Source organism: Pseudonocardia sp. TMWB2A, from assembly GCF_017312135.1.
The window spans coordinates 1938446-1955710 of the sequence record NZ_QKQY01000002.1 but is presented as its reverse complement, the minus strand read 5'-3'; the positions used below and the strand labels follow the sequence as shown (position 1 = coordinate 1955710).

Here is a 17265-nt window from a genome sequence, read left to right as displayed (position 1 = left end):
GCGTGCCGCAGATGCGGTCCCGGACCCGCGCGTCGCTCCGCGAAGGGTGCCCTGACCTGCGGATCGGGCGCTGTGGTCTGCATCGCACAGGCCGGTGGAGATGTATACGCTCGCGTCCGATGAGCATCTTGGGCACCCGCGTCGTCCGCACCGAGGATCCGGTCTTCCTCACGCGCGGCGCGACCTACACCGACGACCTGACCGAGGAGCGGCTGACCGGGGCGTTGCACCTGACGCTCGTCCGCTCCCCGCTCGCCCACGCGACGATCACGTCGATCGACACCTCGGCGGCGCTCGCGTCGCCCGGCGTCGTCGCCGTCGTCACCGGGGCCGACCTCGACATCGCACCGGCACTGCTGTTCCCGGGCGCGAACAAGGCCATGACCCGCCCGTTCCTGGCGACCGACCGCGTGCGGTTCGTCGGCGAGCCGGTGGCCGCGGTCCTCACCGAGGAGTTCTACCAGGGTGAGGACGCGGCCGAGCTGGTCGACGTCGAGTACGAGCCCCTGGACGTGGTGATCGACCCGCTGGCCGCCGCCCGCGACGAGACGCTGCTGTTCCCCGAGGCCGGGACCAACACCGCGGCCGCCTACGGGCACGACGAGGAGCAGGACGCCTCGTTCTTCGACGGCTGCGAGGTCGTCGTCACCCGGGACCTGGTGAACCAGCGCCTGGCCGCGGCCCCGCTGGAGACGCGTGCCGCGAGCGCCTTCTGGGAGGGCGACCACCTCACCGTCTACATGTCCAACCAGAACGCCCAGGGCGGCCGCGACGAGATCGCCGGCTGGCTGGGCCTGGACAAGGACAAGGTGCGGGTCGTCCTGCCCGACGTCGGCGGCGGCTTCGGCGCGAAGATCGGCTCGGACCCCGAGTTCGGGCTCGTCGCCTGGCTCGCGCGCCGGCAGGGCCGTCCGGTCCGCTGGAACGAGTCCCGCTCCGAGAACATGACCGGCATGGTGCAGGGCCGCGCCCAGCGTCAGACCGTCACGATCGGCGGCACCCGCGAGGGCCGGGTCACCCACTACCGGATCGACGTCGTGCAGGACCTGGGCGCCTACCCGCGCCTGGGCACCTTCCTGCCGATGTTCACCCGCATGATGGCGCCCGGCACCTACGACATCGCGAACGTCGACTCCCGGGCGCGCACCGTCGTCACCAACACGACCTCGATCGCCGCCTACCGCGGCGCCGGGCGTCCGGAGGCGACCGCCGCGATCGAGCGGGCGATGGACCTGTTCGCCGCCGAGATCGGCAAGGACCCGGCCGAGGTCCGCAGGATGAACGTCGTCTCGCCGGACAAGTTCCCGTTCCAGACCAAGGGCGGCGTCGAGTACGACTCCGGCGAGTACGCCAAGGCCATCGACCTGGCCCTGGAGAAGTCCGACTACGCCGGGCTGCGCGCCGAGCAGAAGGCCCGCCGCGAGCGCGGCGACGCCCGTCAGCTCGGCATCGGCGTCTCCTCCTACGTCGAGATCACCGGCGGCGGCGCGTACGCCGAGGACGCCTCGGTGGAGGTCCACCCGGACGGCTCGGTGACCGTGCTGACCGGCACCTCCCCGCACGGGCAGGGCCACGCGACGGCGTGGGCGATGCTCGCGTCCGACCAGCTGGGCGTCCCGATCGAGAAGATCACCGTCAAGCACGGCGACACCGACCTCGTCCCGCGCGGCGGCGGCACCATGGGGTCGCGGTCGCTGCAGACCGGCGGCGTCGCGGTGCACCAGGCCTCGGCCGAGCTGATCGACCTGGCCAAGCAGCGCGCGGCCGACCTGCTCGAGGCGAGCGTCGAGGACCTGGAGCTCGACCCGGCGAACGCCGCGATCACCGTCAAGGGCGTCCCCGGCGCGAAGTCGGTGACCCTGGCGGAGCTGGCGGCCGCCGAGCAGCTCAAGGTCGACACCACCTGGGACGGCAAGAAGCCGACCTTCCCGTTCGGCTCGCACGTCTGCGTCGTCGAGGTCGACACCGACTCCGGCAAGGTGACGGTCGAGAAGATCGTCGCCGTCGACGACGCGGGTCCCATCCTCAACCCGCTGCTCTGCGACGGGCAGCGGCACGGCGGGATCGCCCAGGGCATCGCGCAGGCGCTGCTCGAGGAGGTCATCTACGACGAGGAGGGCCAGCCCCTCACCGGCACCTTCGCCGACTACGGCATCCCGTCGGCGGCGGAGCTGCCCAGCTTCGACCTGGTCGAGATGACGACCCCGACGCCGGTCAACCCGATGGGCTACAAGGGCATCGGCGAGGCCGGGACGATCGGCTCCACCCCCGCCACCCAGAGCGCGGTCATCGACGCCCTGTCCCACCTCGGCGTCACGCACATCGACATGCCCCTGACCCCGATGCGGGTCTGGGAAGCCATTCAGGAGGCCTCCAAGTGAAGGTCGAGATCACCGTCAACGGTGAGCCCACCAGCGCCGACGTGGAGCCCCGCCAGCTGCTCGCGCACTACCTGCGGGAGACCGTCGGGCTGAAGGCCACCAACATCGGCTGCGACACCACGTCCTGCGGCGCGTGCACCGTGCTGCTCGACGGCGACGCGGTCAAGTCGTGCACCGTGCTCTCGGTGCAGGCCGACCAGCAGTCGGTCACCACCATGGAGGGGCTCGACGGCGCGTCCGAGGGCCGCCCCGAGCACCCGGTCACCGCGGCGTTCCGGTCCGAGCACGGGCTGCAGTGCGGCTTCTGCACCCCGGGCATGGTCATGTCCGCGGTGTCGCTGATCAGCCACGACGACGACCTGGACGAGCGGAAGGTCCGCGAGGGCCTGGAGGGCAACCTCTGCCGCTGCACCGGCTACCACAACATCGTGCGCGCGGTGCTCGTCGCCGCGGGCAAGGACCCGGACGCCGCGCAGAAGGCCGAGGCCGAGTCCGACGCGCTGCGCACCGCGCCCGCCTTCTCCCGTGGGGAGGCCGGCGCATGATCCCCCTCGCGTTCGACTACGCCCGTCCCGACACCCTCGACGACGCCATCGCGCTGCTCGCCGAGAAGGGTGAGGACGCCAGCGTCCTGGCCGGCGGGCACTCGCTGATCCCGGTCATGAAGGTGCGCCTCGGCGCGCCGGAGTTCCTGATCGACATCGGCCGGCTGCCGGAGCTGAGCTACATCCGCGTCGAGGGCGACGAGCTCGCCGTCGGTGCGGCGACCAAGCACCGCGACGTGGTCGACTCGGCCGAGGTCGCGAAGGAGGTCCCGCTGCTCGGGGCCGTCGCCCGCACCGTCGGCGACCCGCAGATCCGGGCCCGGGGCACGCTGGGCGGCACCGTCGCCCACGCCGACCCGGCCGCGGACCTGCCCGCCGCGCTGCTCGCGCTGGACGCCACCGTCGTCCTGCAGGGGCCGCGCGGGAAGCGGACCGTGCCGATCGGCGAGTTCTACACCGGCGTGTTCACCACGGTCCGCGAGCCCGACGAGCTGATCGTCGAGATCCGGATCCCGCGCTGCGGGGACAAGGGCTGGGCGTACGAGAAGTTCACCCGTCGCAGCAACGACTGGGCGATCGTCGCCGTCGCCGTGTCCGACGACCGGATCGGCCTGGTCAACATGGGGTCGACGTCGCTGCGGGCGTCCGCGACGGAGCAGGCGCTGAAGGACGGGAAGTCGGTCGCCGAGGCGGCCGCGCTGGCCGCCGAGGGCGCCGAGCCGCCTGCCGACACCCACGGGTCGGTCGCCTACCGCACCCACCTGGTGCAGGTGCTGACCCGGCGCGCGCTCGAGACGGCGCGCGGCCAGGGCTGAGCCGGCACGCCGAGCCACCTCCGGGGGGCCGGGCTCACACGAGCCCGGCCTCCTGGGCGGCGATCGCGGCCTGGGTGCGGGAACGCAGGCCCAGCTTCGCCAGCACCCGGGAGACGTGCGTCTTCGTCGTCCCTTCCGAGATCACCAGCTCCGCGGACAGCTCCGCGTTCGAGAGCCCGCGGCCCAGCCCGGCGAGCACGTCGGTCTCGCGTGCGGTGAGCCTCTCCAGCCCCGGCACCGACGACGGCCGCGGCGCCCCCGCGTAGCGGCGGATCACCCGCCGGGTCACCTCCGGCGCCAGCACGCCCTCGCCGCGGGCGACCGCCCGGACCCCGTCGGTGAGCCGGGTCGCGTCGACCGACTTGAGCAGGAACCCGCCCGCGCCCGCCGCGAGCGCGCCGTCGACGAGCTCGTCGAGGTCGAACGTGGTCAGCACCAGGACCTGCGCGGACCCCTCCGTGAGGATCCGCCGGGTGGCCTCGATGCCGTCGATGCCGGGCATCCGGATGTCCATCAGCACCACGTCGGGCCGGTGCTCGGCGGCGGCCCGCACCGCGGCGAGCCCGTCGGCGACCTCGGCGACGACGTCGATGTCCGGTGCCGAGCCGAGGATCAGCACGAGCCCGATGCGGACGGCCTCCTGGTCGTCGGCGACGACCACCCGGATGCTCATCGCTCCACCTCCGCCGGGATCTCGGGGCCGAGGGGCAGGTCGGCCCGGACCAGCCAGCCGTCGTCGTCGGGGCCCGCGTGCAGGGTGCCGCCGACGGCCCGGGCGCGCTCGCGCAGGCCGTCGAGCCCGGTGCCGCCGTGCAGCCCCGGGCCCGCCGCGGGACGCCGGCCGGGACCGTTGCGCACCTCGACGAGCAGCCGGTCGTCGACATCGGGGGTGAGAGCGAGGCGCACCGTCACGTCCGAGCCGGGCGCGTGCTTCGCCGCGTTGGTCAGCGACTCCTGCACGATCCGGTACCCGGCGAGGTCGACCGGGGCGGGCAGCGGGGCCGCGCCGCGCCCGTCGCGCAGGACGGGGGACAGGCCGGCGGCGCGGGCCTCGTCGAGCAGGGCGTCGACCTCGGACAGCCGGGCGGGCGCCCCGGGCGGGTCGGCGGTGTCGCCGTCGCGCAGCAGCCCGATCATCGTGCGCATCTCCCCGAGCGCGGCGACGCCGGAGGACCGCACCGTCCCCAGCACCCGCCGGACCAGCGCCGGGTCGGCGCCGGGCTGCAGTGCCGCCTCGGACTGCAGCGCGATCGCCGACAGCCGCCCGGCGACGACGTCGTGCAGGTCGCGGGCCATCCGGGCACGCTCGGCGGCGACGGCGGCGTCCCGCTCCCGGGCCGCCGTCCGCTCCACCGCGACGGCCCGCTCCCGCTCGACGGCCGCCAGGTCCCGGAACCGGCGCACCTCCAGCCCCCAGACCAGCGGGAGCCCGACCACCAGCGTCAGGTTGAGCACGGCGTAGGTGCCGGTGCGGGTGCCCGCCACGAGCAGCGCCGCGACACCGAGGACGGTGGCGACCCCACCGGCGGCGACGGCGACCGCCCGCGCGGTGCGCCGCGGCGGGAACACCACGGCGCAGTAGAGCAGGTCGGTGAACACGAGCACGGTCCCGATCTCGGTGCGGCCGCCCAGGACGGGGCCCGCGACCAGGGCCGCCGTGCCGACCAGCAGCCCGGCGGGCACTGCGATCCGGCGCACGGTCGACGCGGCGCAGCCCAGCCCCATGACCAGCAGCGACGCCGCCGTCGCCCCGGTGTCCGCGCCCCACCAGGTGATCCCCGCGTCGGGCAGTGCCCAGATCAGCAGCAGCCCGACCACGAACCACACCACGCCGGTACCGGCGTCCCGCAGCACCGAGGGTGCGCCGCCGTCGCGGTTCACCAGGTACGTGATCACACCCCATCCCAGCACGCCCGGCGCCCGCGCGGCGTCCGTCGAAGGTGGTATGCGCGGATCGGTCGCACGCCGGACGCGTCGCCGCGGCCGGGTCGGCACGATCACCGGCCATGGGGGAGTCGTTGTTCGCCGAGCCGCTGCTGTGGCTGATCGGCGGTGCCGAGATCGGGTTCTGGGTGTTCCTGCTGGCCGGGCTGGGGGCGCGCTACGTGCTGCGCCGCCGGGGCCTGGGGGCGGTGCTGCTGCTGGGGGTGCCGCTGATGGACCTCGTGCTGGTCACCGCCTCGACGGTGGACCTGGCGACGGGCGGCGCACCGTCGCGGGTGCACGGGCTGGCCGCGCTCTACCTCGGGATCACCGTCGCGTTCGGGCACTCGCTGGTGCGCTGGGCCGACGTCCGGGTCGCCCACCGCTTCGCGGGCGGCCCGGCACCGGTGCGCCCGCCGCGGGGCGGGGTCGCCCGGACGCGGTACGAGTGGCGCGAGTACGGCAAGGTCGTCGCCGCCTGGGTGGTCACGGCGGCGGTGCTGGTCCTGCTGTCGGTGGCCGGCGGCCGCGCGTTCCCGGCGCCTGGTGCCTGGCCGGAGGACCCGATGTGGTCCTGGCTCGCGACGGCGTCGCTGGTCGCCGGGATCTGGTTCGTCGTGGGGCCGCTGTGGGCGACCGTCTTCCCCGGCACCGGGGACCGGGAGCGCACCGGTGTCCGGTGACCGCCTCGCCGCCCCGGACGTGCTGCGCGGCCTCGCGATCGCCGGGACCTTCGCGACGAACGTCTGGGTGTTCGCCGACCCGCGCGGGCCGGGCGCGGTGTTCGCCGGGTTCGCCGGGGGCTGGTGGCTCGACACCGCGCTCCGCGCCGTCGCGAACGGGAAGTTCCTCGCACTGCTCACGCTGCTGTTCGGGATCGGGATGGAGCTGCAGTACCGCTCCGCGGTGCGCCGCGGGCTGCGGTGGCCGGGCCGGTACCTCGCCCGCGCCGCGATCCTGTTCACCGAGGGACTGCTGCACTACGTGCTGGTCTTCGAGTTCGACGTGCTGATGGGCTACGCGATCGCCTCGGTGCTCGTCGCATGGCTGGTGGGGCGGTCGGCGCGGGTGCGGGTGGCGGCCGCCTGCGTCGCCGGGGTGGTCACGGTGCTGCTGGTGGGCGGTGCGACCGCCGCGACGGCCGGGAGCACCGGCGCCGACGTGCCGCTCCCGCCGTACCCGGCGACCTGGACCGGGCAGGTGGCCGCACGGCTGGCCGACCCGCTGCTGTACCGGGTCGAGCTGGTGCTGATCGTCCCGTCGGCGGTGGTGCTGTTCCTGGCCGGATCCGCGCTGCTCCGCGCCGGCCTGTTCGACGCCGGCGCCGTCACCCTGCGCCGACGGCTGATCGGCACCGGGGTGGCCGGGGCGGTGCTCACCGTGCTCACCACGCTCGGCGGCGGCCCGTGGTTCCTCGTCGAGCGCTACCTGGTGGCCCCGCTGGTCGCGCTGGGGCTGCTCGGCCTGGTTCCGGAGGTCCTGGCCCGGCTGCGCGGTCCGGCCGGCCCGGTGCGGCGCGGGCTCACCGCGCTCGGCCGGACCGCGATGACCTGCTACGTCGGCCAGAACGTCGTGGCCGCGGTGCTGTTCGGCGCCTGGGGGCTCGGCCTGGCCGGGGCGCTCGCCGGTGTCGCGGCGCCGCTGCGGACCGGGGCGGTGGTCGGGGTGTGGGCCCTCGTCGTCGCCGGGTCCGCCGCGACGGCGGGGTGGTGGCTGCGCCGCCACGACCGCGGGCCGCTGGAGGCGCTCACCCACGCCCTGCTCAGAGGTCGATCACCAGCCAGCCGCCGTGGTGCTCGGACACCGTGAACGGATGGCCGGTGCGCTCCCCGATCCGGGTCAGGACGCGCTCGTCGAAGACCCGGACGTGACCCCAGGCGGGGTTCGGCTCGTCCTCGAACGGGACGGCGACGACCACCCGTTGCCGGGCCAGGCGCAGCATCTCGCCGACGACCTCGTCGCCGTCGGACTCGGACAGGTGCTCGACGAGGTGCACGGCGAACACGGTGTCCGCGCAGCCGTCGGGCAGGGCGACGGCACGCGCGTCGGCGACGTGGGTCTCGACATCGGCGCCGAGCTGTGGCGCCATCCGGGTCAGCAGCTCGACGGTGCCGCCGGTCAGGTCGGTGGCGGTGACGCGGTGGCCGTCGCGGGCCAGCTGCAGCGACAGGAAGCCGAAGCAGCAGCCGAGCTCCAGCACCTCCTCGCCCAGCACGAGGGAGCGGGCGCGGGCGTGCACCGGCGCCATCTCGGCGTTGGTGCCGCCCGGCTCGGGCTCACCGGCCAGCGCGTCGAGGGTGTTGCGGTAGAAGGCGAGCCACGCGTCGTCCGGGAGGTCGGGGTCCTTCGCGGCGCTCGCGACGCAGGCGACGAACGCCTCCTCGAAACGCTCGGCCGGCAGGATCCCGGGCTGCACCAGGGTGCGGTCCAGCCAGCCGGCGAGGTCGTTGGAGAGCCGGTCGGTTCCGATCATGGATCGCTCCTGTGCGTGCGGGGGCCCGTTCCACGCTAGGCGGTCACGGGCACGCCGCACCACGTCCGACGGCCGGGGCCCTCCCCGTCCGGACGGTGGGGGTGGGCTCCGGTGCCGGCCGGGATGCTCAGGCGCCCTGGGCGGCGAGCAGCCGGGCCTTCAGCGCGGCGTCCTTGTTGACCGGGTCGTGGGCGCCGTCCGGGACGGTCCCCGCGGCGACGGCGATCGCGTTCATGGTGCCGACCATCCGGCACAGGTGGGCGATGCGGCGCTCGTCGGCGTCGACGGGCGGGGCGCCGTCGAGCAGGGCCAGGGTGCGGTCCACCCAGATCACCTCGGCGTGCATCCCGGCCTCCTCGAGCACACCGCGCAGCCGCAGCCCGATCTCGCGGCGGGACAGCCCGTTCCAGCTCGCCAGGGTGCGGGCGTCGAGCGGGAACAGCAGGTCCCGGTCGCGCAGGTGGATCAGCTCGAGTGCGTGCGCACGGCCGTAGGCGCAGTACGTGCACCCGTTCACCAGGGAGATCGTGAGCCCGGCGAGGTGGGTGCGCACGGGGCCCAGCACGCGCAGGGTGACCAGGAAGCGCGGGAAGTTGGACGCGAACCAGCGCAACGCGGGCCCGCTGCCCATCGTGGCGACCATCGCCGGGATCACGCCCGGCGTGTAGCCCCACAGCGCGGTGCACACGCGGCCGACGATCCGGAGGACCGCTCCGCCACCGTCCGACATCCGGCCCTCCTTCCCGAAGGGGACGCCCGATCGTACTCCGGGCGGCCCCCGCGGCGGCACGAAATCGGCCGATCGGCCCAGCCGGGGTCGTCGGTGCGGCGGGCGGCGGCCCGGTGGCGCGGATAGCGTCCGGTCATGGCTTCCGTACCCGCCGTCGTGGCGCCCCGGCCGCTGCCCGTCGACGACCCCGAGTGCCTCGTCGACGCCGAGATCGAGGTCGGTGCGCCCGGCCCGCACGACCTGCTCGTCGACGTCCGCGCCGTCTCGGTGAACCCGGTGGACGGCAAGGTCCGGTCGTCGTTCGACCCGGCCGACGGGCCGAAGGTCCTCGGCTTCGACGCCGCGGGCGTCGTCGTCGAGGTGGGCGACCGGGTGCAGGGGTACGCCCCCGGCGACGAGGTCTACTACGCCGGCGCGATCGACCGGCCCGGCAGCAACGCCCACCGCCAGCTCGTCGACTCCCGCATCGTCGGGCGCAAGCCGTCGACCCTCGACTTCGCCGCCGCGGCCGCGCTGCCGCTGACCTCGATCACCGCGTGGGAGTGCCTGCACGACCACCTGCGCGTCACCGCCGACACCACCGGGACGCTGCTCGTCGTGTCCGCCGCGGGCGGGGTCGGGTCGATGGTCCTGCAGCTCGCCCGGCGGACCGGGCTGACGCTGGTCGGCACCGCCTCCCGCACGGAGTCCGCGGACTGGGCGCGGCAGATGGGTGCGCACGAAGTCGCCGACCACCACGACCTCGTCGGCACGGTGCGCGAGGTCGCCCCGGACGGCGTGCAGTACGTGTTCTCGCCGGTGTCGGCGGGCAACGTCGAGGCCTACGCGGAGCTGATGACCCCGCGCGGGATCGTCGTCGCCATCGACGAGCCGGAGGGCCTGGACACGCTCCCGCTGAAGACGAAGTCGCAGGCCTGGCACTGGGAGCTGATGTTCACCCGGCCGCTGTCGGAGCCGGGCTCGACGGTGCAGCGGGAGATCCTGGACGAGGTGTCCCGGCTCGTCGACGTCGGGGAGCTGCGGACCACCGAGACGCGGCGCCTGCAGGGGCTGACCGCGGCGTCGCTGCGGGAGGCGCACCGGCTCGTCGAGTCCGGCGGCACCGTCGGGAAGATCGTGGTCGAGCGGTAGGCGGACCCCCGGTGGGTGGCCCCGGTGCGGACACCGGCACCACCCACCGGCGGGGTCAGCGGCCGATCAGCTCGCCGGCCATCTCGTTCGTGGTCGCCTCGAAACCGGACAGGTCCCGGACCACGCGGACGCGGTCGCAGTACTCGGCGTAGGCGGGCAGGTCGCAGCGGCCCAGCCCCCACGAGTACCGCGGCTCCGGGGTGAGCCAGATCGTCTCCCGGGCCCGCCGGGTGATCTCGACGAACGCCTCCATGTTGGGGTCGTTGCCGTTCCCGCGGCCGTCGCCGAGCACCAGCACCGTCGTCCGGCGGGTGACCGCCGAGCCGTGGTCCTCCAGGAACTGGCCGAAGGCCAGGCCGTAGTTGGAGTTGGCGTCGACGTCGAGCTGGTCGCCGCCGAAGATCAGCCCGAGGGCGTGCTCGACGGGGTGGTCGGCGAACAGGTCGGTCACCTCGACCAGGTCGGCCACGAACGCGAACGAGCGCACCTGGCCGAACAGGTCCTGCAGACCGTGCACCAGGTGCAGGGTGAACCGCGCGGTGGCCCGGACCGACAGCGACACGTCGGCCAGCACCACCAGGCGCGGCTTGTCCTCCTGACGCTGCACGGTGACCGGGGAGAACGGGACGCCGTCGTAGCGCATGTTCTTGCGCATGGTGCGGGCCGAGTCGATCCGGCCCCGCGGCGAGACCCGCCTGCGGTGGGTCAGCGCGCCGTGCAGCGACTTCGCGAGCCGCCGCAACGAGTCCTCCAGCTGCATGCGCTCGGTCTCGCTGGCCCGGTCGACCTCGGCGACCCGCTCCGCGTCGTCGTGGCCCTCGACGATCCGCTGCTCGATCGCGAGCAGCTTCTCCAGGTGGGCCTTGAGCAGCTCGGGGAGGTTGTCGAGCACCCCGGTGAGACGCCGGCGCAGCGCGGCGGCGTCGTCCTCGGTGCCCTGCTCCTCCTCCGAGAGCCGGTCCTCCTCGGAGTTCAGCCAGCCCAGCAGCGCGTCCTGCTGGGCGACCGAGAGGTCGGCGTCGACCTTGGTGCCCTGCTGCTGGGAGATGTCCCCGGGCTGACCGCCGCCGGAGAACCGGTCGGTCTCGATCTGCACGCGCTGGCCGTCGGTGACGTCGTTGGATTGCTCCTTCGAGAGCACGATCTCGTCCGTCATCGAGGCCATGTCGATCTTGTTGGCCTCCTGGTGCAGGTTGTACTGCTCGGCCAGGTCCTCGGGATCGAAGAACTCCTTGATGTCGACCGGGGAGCCGTGGTCGTGCCCCTCCTGCGGGGTCTCCGACGGCTCCTCGGACAGCGTGAAGTTCTCCAGCGGGGTGTCGTCGCTCAGGTCCCCGTGCCCGTGGCCGTGCCCGTGGCCGGTGTCGGCCTCGCCCACCCTGACCAGGGAGAAGAACAGGTCGAAGACCTCGTCGTAGGTCGCCTCGTCGCGGCGGTCCTTGACCAGCGCGATGCGCAGCGCCTCCTTCAGCACCGACTTGTCGGACAGCACCCCGGGCTGGGCGGCGCAGGCCATCGCGTCGAGCGCCTCGGAGACCGAGATGCGCACCGACCGGATCCGCAGGAGCCGGACGAAGCGGTGGATGCTCGCTTCCACGCCGACGCCCCGATCAGACCGGGCGCTTGCGGGAGCCGCCGAAGGAACGGGCGCCCTGGCCCGGACTCACGGTGCGCACCTTCTGCGCCGCGTTGGGGTTGCCGGCCGCGGCCTTGTTGCCGTAGCCGTCGTGGTGGCGGCCCGCGTTGTCCTTGCCGGTCCGCTTCCCGCGGCCGTCCACGTCACCGTCGTCGGGATCCGTGGTGTCGTGCCGGGTGGAGCGCGCCGCGGGCTCGTCGTGGCTGTGGTCGCCGTCGTGCCCGTGTCCGTGTCCGTGTCCGTGGCCCTGCTCGGCGACGACCGCGTTCGGGTCGACCAGGTTCGGCAGCGCGTCCAGCGCCTTCTTGACGTCCTTGTCGTACTTGACGACGACCGAGACGGTGTCGGACAGGATCTGCGAGCTCAGCTCGTCGACCCCCAGGACGGCCAGCGTGCGCGCCCAGTCGATGGTCTCCGAGATCGAGGGCGACTTGCGCAGCTCCAGCTCGCGCAGCCCGCGCACGACGTTGACGAGCTCCTCGGCCAGCTGGTCCGACAGCCCGGTCTTCTTCGACTTCACGATCTCCAGCTCGCGCGAGGCCGACGGGTAGTCGAGGAACAGGTGCAGGCAGCGGCGCTTGAGCGCGGCGGCGAGGTCACGGGTGTTGTTCGAGGTCAGCAGCACGTACGGCCGTTGCTCGGCGACGAAGGTGCCGATCTCGGGCACGGAGATCTGGAACTCGCCCAGGGTCTCCAGCAGCACGGCCTCCAGGGCCTCGTCGGCGCGGTCGACCTCGTCGATCAGCAGCACGACGGGCTGTTCGGAGCGGATGGCCTCCAGCAGCGGGCGCGGCGCGAGGAAGCGCTCGGAGAAGAACACGCTCTCCTGGGACCCGATGCGGTCGACCGCGGAGGCGAGGTCGGGGGCGTCCTCGACGAGCTGCCCGATCTTCTCGCGGAGGATCTGGGTGTACATGAGCTGCTTGCCGTAGTCCCACTCGTACAGGGCCTTGGTCTCGTCCTGGCCCTCGTAGCACTGCAGACGCAGCAGCCGGCGTCCGGTGGCGACGGCGAGCATCTTCGCCAGCTCGGTCTTGCCGACCCCGGCGGGCCCTTCCAGCAGCAGCGGCTTGTCCAGCCGGGTCAGCAGGAACACCGTCGTGGCCAGGCGGGTGTCGGCGATGTAGCCCTGCTCCCGCAGGGTCTCGATCACCTGGTCGACGGACTCGAACGGACCGGTCGAGGCGACGGCGTCCGCCGCCTCGGTCACAGTGGGGACGACAGCCTCGGACACGCGGGTATCTCCTTCGCGGGCCGCACCGGCTCTGGTGCGGAGAAGAGCGGGACCGCAGCCAGCGGGCCCACCCATCCGAGTATCACCTCGGATGGCTGGGCCCGCTGGTGCGACGGTGGACGTCCTGACCTGCGGATCAGGTCAGCAGGTCGTCCAGGTCACCGTTGATGGAGTGGTCGACGACCGGGCGGACGGTCTCGAACGTGCACTCCTTCGGGTTGCCCGGGGTGCAGGCGTCGCCGAGGACGTGGTTGGTGATCCGGTCGACGTCGGCCGCGTCACCGATGATGGTCGGCGCGTTCTCGTAGAACTTGGTCGGGCCGATGCCCAGCCGGTTCTTCGAGTAGGTGTCCTGCTTGACGTCGGCGAACTTCTCCGGGATGCCCACGTCGCGCAGCAGCCGGATGGAGGCGGCGAGCGCGGCGTCGGCGGCCTGCGGCTTGGTCATGCCGCGGGTGTCGACACCCATCGCCTCGGCGATGTCGGCGAAGCGCTCGTAGACGACCGGCATGTTGAACGCCCACACGCGGGGCAGCGCGATGGCGTTGTTCAGGCCGTGGTGGGTGTCGTAGAACGCCGACACCGCGTGGCTGATCGAGTGGATGATGCCGAGGCCACCGGAGTTGAACGCCTGGGCGGCGATGTACTGCGCGTACATCATGCCCTCGCGGCCGGAGAGCTCCTGGCCGTTCCAGACGGCCTTGCGCAGGTTCTGCGAGGTCAGCTTGATGGCGTGCAGGGCGTTGCCCAGCGACGGCTGGAAGTCCAGACGCGAGACGTAGGGCTCCGAGGCGTGCGCGAGCACGTCGAACCCGCACTGCGCGGTGTAGTCGATCGGGCAGTCGTAGTACAGCACCGGGTCGTCGATCGCGAGGGTGGTGACCGACTGGTCGTCGAACGCGACGTACTTGTGCGGGTTGTCGGGGTCGGTCGTGGTGTCGGTGATGACGTAGGCCCACGAGGTCTCCGAGCCGGTGCCGGCCGTGGTGGAGACCGCGATGTGCGGCGGGTTGGACGGGTTCTCGGACTTGTTGAAGCCCTCGAACTCGTTGACGTTGCGGCCGTCGTGCGCGACCGAGATGCGCGCGCCCTTGCAGGCGTCGTGCGAGGAGCCGCCGCCGATGGAGACGAAGGAGTCGCAGTTGTTCTGCTGGTAGAGGCCCACAGCGTCCATGACGTTGTAGTCCTTGGGGTTCGACTCGACCTTGTCGTACAGCACGACCTCGAGGCCGTGGTACTTCATCGACTCGACGATCTTGTTGACGATGTCGGTGCCGCGCAGGCCCGACGTCATGACCAGGGTCTTCTTGAAGCCCAGCTTCAGGGCCTCCGGGCCGATGAGCTCGTGCGACCCCGGACCCATGAGCGCACGGGGGAACGGGTGGAACTCCTTGATGGGGAACGGCTTGAGCAGCTCGTCTACCTGCATGTCAGCCCTTTCTGAGGCAGGTGGATGGGTCGAGACCGCACGCTATGACCCCTGTGGCCGCGGGCACAGGGGTGATCGCCATTACCCCTCGGGAGACCGGGCAGGTTCCCCCTCCGAACGGAGGGGCGCAGGGTGAGGTCGCCCTCGACCCGGGTGACGGGGAGGGTGTGAAAGTAATGCCAAACTATGGCAACAAGGATCGTTCGGCAACAGTTCGGCCGTCGGGCCCGGGGTAGTGTCGGGTCGCCGACGGTTCGTGCCGGCCCGGGAACGGGACGTCACGAGGCAAGAGGGAACCCGGTGGGAATCCGGGACTGCCCCGCAGCGGTGAACGGGAACGACCGCCGTCAACAGCACTGGGAGCCATCCCGGGAAGCGACGGCCAGTAGGTCTGAGCAGTGTGCCCGTGAGTCCGAAGACCTGCCGCCGGTGCGTGCGCCGTCCGGCGTGCGCGGATCCGTGGCCTCGCGGGAGGGCCGGGCGGACGACCGGGCACCGCCGTGCCCGGCGGTCGCAGGCGCCCCGTGCCGGCGACGGGTCCTCCACCGCACTCGCGAGGAGAGAGGGCCGTGAGCATTCCTTCCAGCAGCACCATCGGCAGCACCGTCCTGGGGTACCCCAGGATCGGACCGGACCGGGAGCTCAAGCGGGCGACCGAGTCGTACTGGGCCGGGCGGACCGACGCGTCCGCACTGCACGACGTCGCCGCCGGGCTGCGCCGCGACACCTGGACCGGGCTGCGTGACGCCGGGCTCGGCTCGGTGCCGGGCAACACGTTCTCGTTCTACGACCACGTCCTGGACACCGCGCTGGCGGTCGGGGCGGTGCCGGAGCGCTTCGCCGGCGTCACCGACCCGCTGGAGCGGCTGTTCGCGATGGCCCGCGGCCGCACCGGCGCCCCGGCCTGCGAGATGACCAAGTGGTTCGACACGAACTACCACTACCTGGTCCCCGAGGTCGGCCCGGACACCCGGCTCGCGCCGGGCAGCCGCAAGGCCCTCGACGAGTTCCGCGAGGCCCTGCGCAGCGGGATCACCACCCGCCCGGTGCTGGTCGGGCCGGTGACCTTCCTGCTGCTGTCCAAGCCGGCCGACGGCGCACCGGAGGGCTTCCGCCCGCTGGACCTGCTCGGGCCGCTCGTCGAGGTCTACCGCGACCTGCTCGCCGAGCTCGCCGAGGCGGGTGCGGAGTGGGTGCAGCTCGACGAGCCCGCCTTCGCCGCCGACCGGACGCCCGAGGAGGTCGCGGCGCTGCGCCGGGCCTACGACCGGCTCGCCTCGGCGACCCGGCGGCCCAAGATCCTCGTCGCGTCGTACTTCGGGGAGCTGGGACCCGCCCTGCCCGCGCTCGCCGCCACGGCCGTCGAGGGGCTGGCGCTCGACCTCGTCGCGGGGGCCGCCGACCTCGACGCCCTCGACTCCGGAGGCCCGGTGGTCCCGGGGCTGGACCGGAAGGTGGTGCTGGCCGGCGTCGTCGACGGGCGCAACGTGTGGCGCACCGACCTGGACCGGGCGCTGGCGACGGCGCAGCGGCTGGTCGGCGCCGCGGGGCGGGTCGAGGTCTCGACGTCGTGCTCGCTTCTGCACGTCCCCTACGACCTGGCCGCCGAGACGGCCCTGCCCGGCGACGTCGTCGACATGCTGGCGTTCGCCCGGCAGAAGGTCACCGAGGTCGTGCTGCTCGGACGCGCCCTGCACGAGGGACCCGACGCGGTCGCGGCGGAGCTCGACGCCGCACGGGCCACCCGGGAGCGGGTCGCCGCCACCGCGCGCCGCGACGAGCGGGTGCGGTCCCGGCTCGACGCGCTCGGCCCCGACCACTACCGGCGCAGCCACGGCGACGTCCGGGCGAAGGTCCAGCGCGAGGCGCTCGGCCTGCCCGTCGTCCCCACGACGACGATCGGCTCGTTCCCGCAGACCGCGCAGATCCGGCGCGACCGGGCCGCGCACCGCTCCGGCACGATCGACACCGGCACCTACACCGAGCGGATGCGCCAGGAGATCGTCCGGGTGGTGCGGCTGCAGGAGGACATCGGGCTCGACGTCCTGGTGCACGGTGAGCCCGAGCGCAACGACATGGTCCAGTACTTCGCCGAGAACCTCGACGGCTTCGCCACCACCGACCACGGCTGGGTGCAGTCCTACGGCTCGCGGTGCGTGCGCCCGCCGATCCTGCACTCGGACGTGTCCCGGCCCCGGCCGATCACGGTGGAGTGGGCGCGGTTCGCCCAGTCGCTGTCCGACGCGCTGGTCAAGGGGATGCTGACCGGCCCGGTGACGATCCTGGCCTGGTCGTTCGTGCGTGACGACCAGCCGCTGGGCGACACCGCCCGGCAGGTGGGGCTGGCCCTGCGCGACGAGGTACTCGACCTGGAGGCCGCCGGGATCCGGATCATCCAGGTCGACGAGCCCGCACTGCGCGAGCTGCTGCCCCTGCACGAGCGGGACCGGCCCGCGTACCTGGACTGGGCGGTGGACGCGTTCCGGCTGGCCGTCGGGGCCGTCACCGACGCCACCCAGATCCACACCCACCTCTGCTACTCCGAGTTCGGCGAGGTGGTGGGGGCGATCGACGGGCTCGACGCCGACGTCACCACCGTCGAGGCGGCCCGGTCGCGGATGGAGGTGCTGGCCGACCTCGGGCCGGGGGTCCCGCGCGGGCTCGGCCCGGGCGTCTACGACGTCCACTCGCCCGAGGTGCCCGGCACCGACGAGCTGGTCGAGCAGCTCGGCGCGGCCCTGCGCCACATCGGACCGGACCGGCTGTGGGCCAACCCGGACTGCGGGCTGAAGACCCGCGGTGAGACCGAGACGGTGGCGGCCCTGACCAACCTGGTCGCCGCCGCCCACCGGGTCCGGGACTCGGCGACGACCGGCTGAGCCCGTGTCGCGACGCCCCGCGGCTCCCGGCCGCGGGGCGTTGCTCACGCTCCATTGAATGAACAGGTGGTCAGATGTAGTCATATGGG

14 protein-coding genes and 1 riboswitch are annotated in these 17265 nt (G+C 73.2%); of the genes, 7 read left to right on the top strand and 7 right to left on the bottom strand.

The annotated features are described in order from the left end of the window. Window positions 1–119: 119 nt before the first annotated feature. Genes DMP17_RS23845 through DMP17_RS23835 form a run of 3 tightly spaced genes read left to right on the top strand, consistent with a single transcriptional unit; the run spans window position 120 to window position 3741 of the window. Window positions 120–2381, top strand: coding sequence for a xanthine dehydrogenase family protein molybdopterin-binding subunit (locus DMP17_RS23845; protein WP_337830663.1), 2262 nt, complete (start codon window positions 120–122; stop codon window positions 2379–2381). Then, on the top strand, window positions 2378–2926 hold the full coding sequence (locus DMP17_RS23840; RefSeq protein ID WP_073576649.1) for a (2Fe-2S)-binding protein: 549 nt from the start codon (window positions 2378–2380) through the stop codon (window positions 2924–2926). Before DMP17_RS23845 ends, DMP17_RS23840 begins: the two co-directional genes overlap by 4 nt. After that, a complete protein-coding gene (locus DMP17_RS23835; protein WP_226354020.1) occupies window positions 2923–3741 on the top strand; it encodes an FAD binding domain-containing protein in 819 nt (272 codons plus the stop codon). The genes DMP17_RS23840 and DMP17_RS23835 overlap by 4 nt, the downstream gene beginning before the upstream one ends. Before the next feature lie 34 nt (window positions 3742–3775). On the opposite strand, the gene DMP17_RS23830 is transcribed toward DMP17_RS23835, so the two are convergent. Both DMP17_RS23830 and DMP17_RS23825 read right to left on the bottom strand, forming a co-directional pair. Next, on the bottom strand, window positions 3776–4414 hold the full coding sequence (locus DMP17_RS23830) for a response regulator transcription factor (protein WP_337830662.1): 639 nt from the start codon (window positions 4412–4414) through the stop codon (window positions 3776–3778). Beyond that, window positions 4411–5637, bottom strand: coding sequence for a sensor histidine kinase (locus DMP17_RS23825; RefSeq protein WP_226354018.1), 1227 nt, complete (start codon window positions 5635–5637; stop codon window positions 4411–4413). Before DMP17_RS23825 ends, DMP17_RS23830 begins: the two co-directional genes overlap by 4 nt. A gap of 110 nt (window positions 5638–5747) precedes the next feature. On the opposite strand from DMP17_RS23825, the gene DMP17_RS23820 reads away from it, so the two are divergent. Beyond that, a complete protein-coding gene (locus tag DMP17_RS23820) occupies window positions 5748–6347 on the top strand; it encodes a hypothetical protein (protein WP_337830661.1) in 600 nt (199 codons plus the stop codon). Continuing rightward, a complete protein-coding gene (locus tag DMP17_RS23815) occupies window positions 6337–7473 on the top strand; it encodes a DUF418 domain-containing protein (protein WP_226354016.1) in 1137 nt (378 codons plus the stop codon). The genes DMP17_RS23820 and DMP17_RS23815 overlap by 11 nt, the downstream gene beginning before the upstream one ends. Here DMP17_RS23815 and mftM read toward each other — a convergent pair. Both mftM and DMP17_RS23805 read right to left on the bottom strand, forming a co-directional pair. Continuing rightward, window positions 7427–8137 carry a mycofactocin oligosaccharide methyltransferase MftM gene (gene mftM, locus DMP17_RS23810; protein ID WP_226354015.1) on the bottom strand — a complete coding sequence of 237 codons (711 nt, stop codon included), beginning with the start codon at window positions 8135–8137 and terminating at the stop codon, window positions 7427–7429. The two genes, DMP17_RS23815 and mftM, sit on opposite strands and share 47 nt — an antisense overlap. A 127-nt stretch (window positions 8138–8264) precedes the next feature. Beyond that, on the bottom strand, window positions 8265–8867 hold the full coding sequence (locus tag DMP17_RS23805) for a hypothetical protein (protein WP_226354014.1): 603 nt from the start codon (window positions 8865–8867) through the stop codon (window positions 8265–8267). Window positions 8868–9002: 135 nt separating this feature from the next. Between DMP17_RS23805 and DMP17_RS23800 the strand changes: the two genes are divergently transcribed. Beyond that, complete coding sequence (locus tag DMP17_RS23800; RefSeq protein WP_337830660.1) at window positions 9003–9998, top strand: zinc-binding alcohol dehydrogenase family protein; 996 nt, start codon at window positions 9003–9005, stop codon at window positions 9996–9998. A gap of 55 nt (window positions 9999–10053) precedes the next feature. Here the strand turns inward: DMP17_RS23800 and DMP17_RS23795 are convergent, their stop codons facing one another. The 3 genes from DMP17_RS23795 to mdo all read right to left on the bottom strand — a co-directional run bounded on the left by DMP17_RS23795 (window position 10054) and on the right by mdo (window position 14297). Beyond that, on the bottom strand, window positions 10054–11595 hold the full coding sequence (locus tag DMP17_RS23795; RefSeq protein WP_226354012.1) for a VWA domain-containing protein: 1542 nt from the start codon (window positions 11593–11595) through the stop codon (window positions 10054–10056). A gap of 13 nt (window positions 11596–11608) precedes the next feature. Further along, complete coding sequence (locus tag DMP17_RS23790) at window positions 11609–12868, bottom strand: AAA family ATPase (protein WP_337830659.1); 1260 nt, start codon at window positions 12866–12868, stop codon at window positions 11609–11611. Between the two features lie 136 nt (window positions 12869–13004). Then, entirely contained in the window at window positions 13005–14297 is a 1293-nt protein-coding gene (mdo, locus tag DMP17_RS23785) for an NDMA-dependent methanol dehydrogenase (protein ID WP_226354010.1), read from the bottom strand. Window positions 14298–14530: 233 nt separating this feature from the next. Beyond that, a riboswitch (cobalamin riboswitch) is annotated at window positions 14531–14739 on the top strand. Window positions 14740–14866: 127 nt separating this feature from the next. Here mdo and metE point away from each other — a divergent pair. Beyond that, a complete protein-coding gene (gene metE / locus DMP17_RS23780) occupies window positions 14867–17176 on the top strand; it encodes a 5-methyltetrahydropteroyltriglutamate--homocysteine S-methyltransferase (protein ID WP_337830658.1) in 2310 nt (769 codons plus the stop codon). Window positions 17177–17265: the final 89 nt, after the last annotated feature.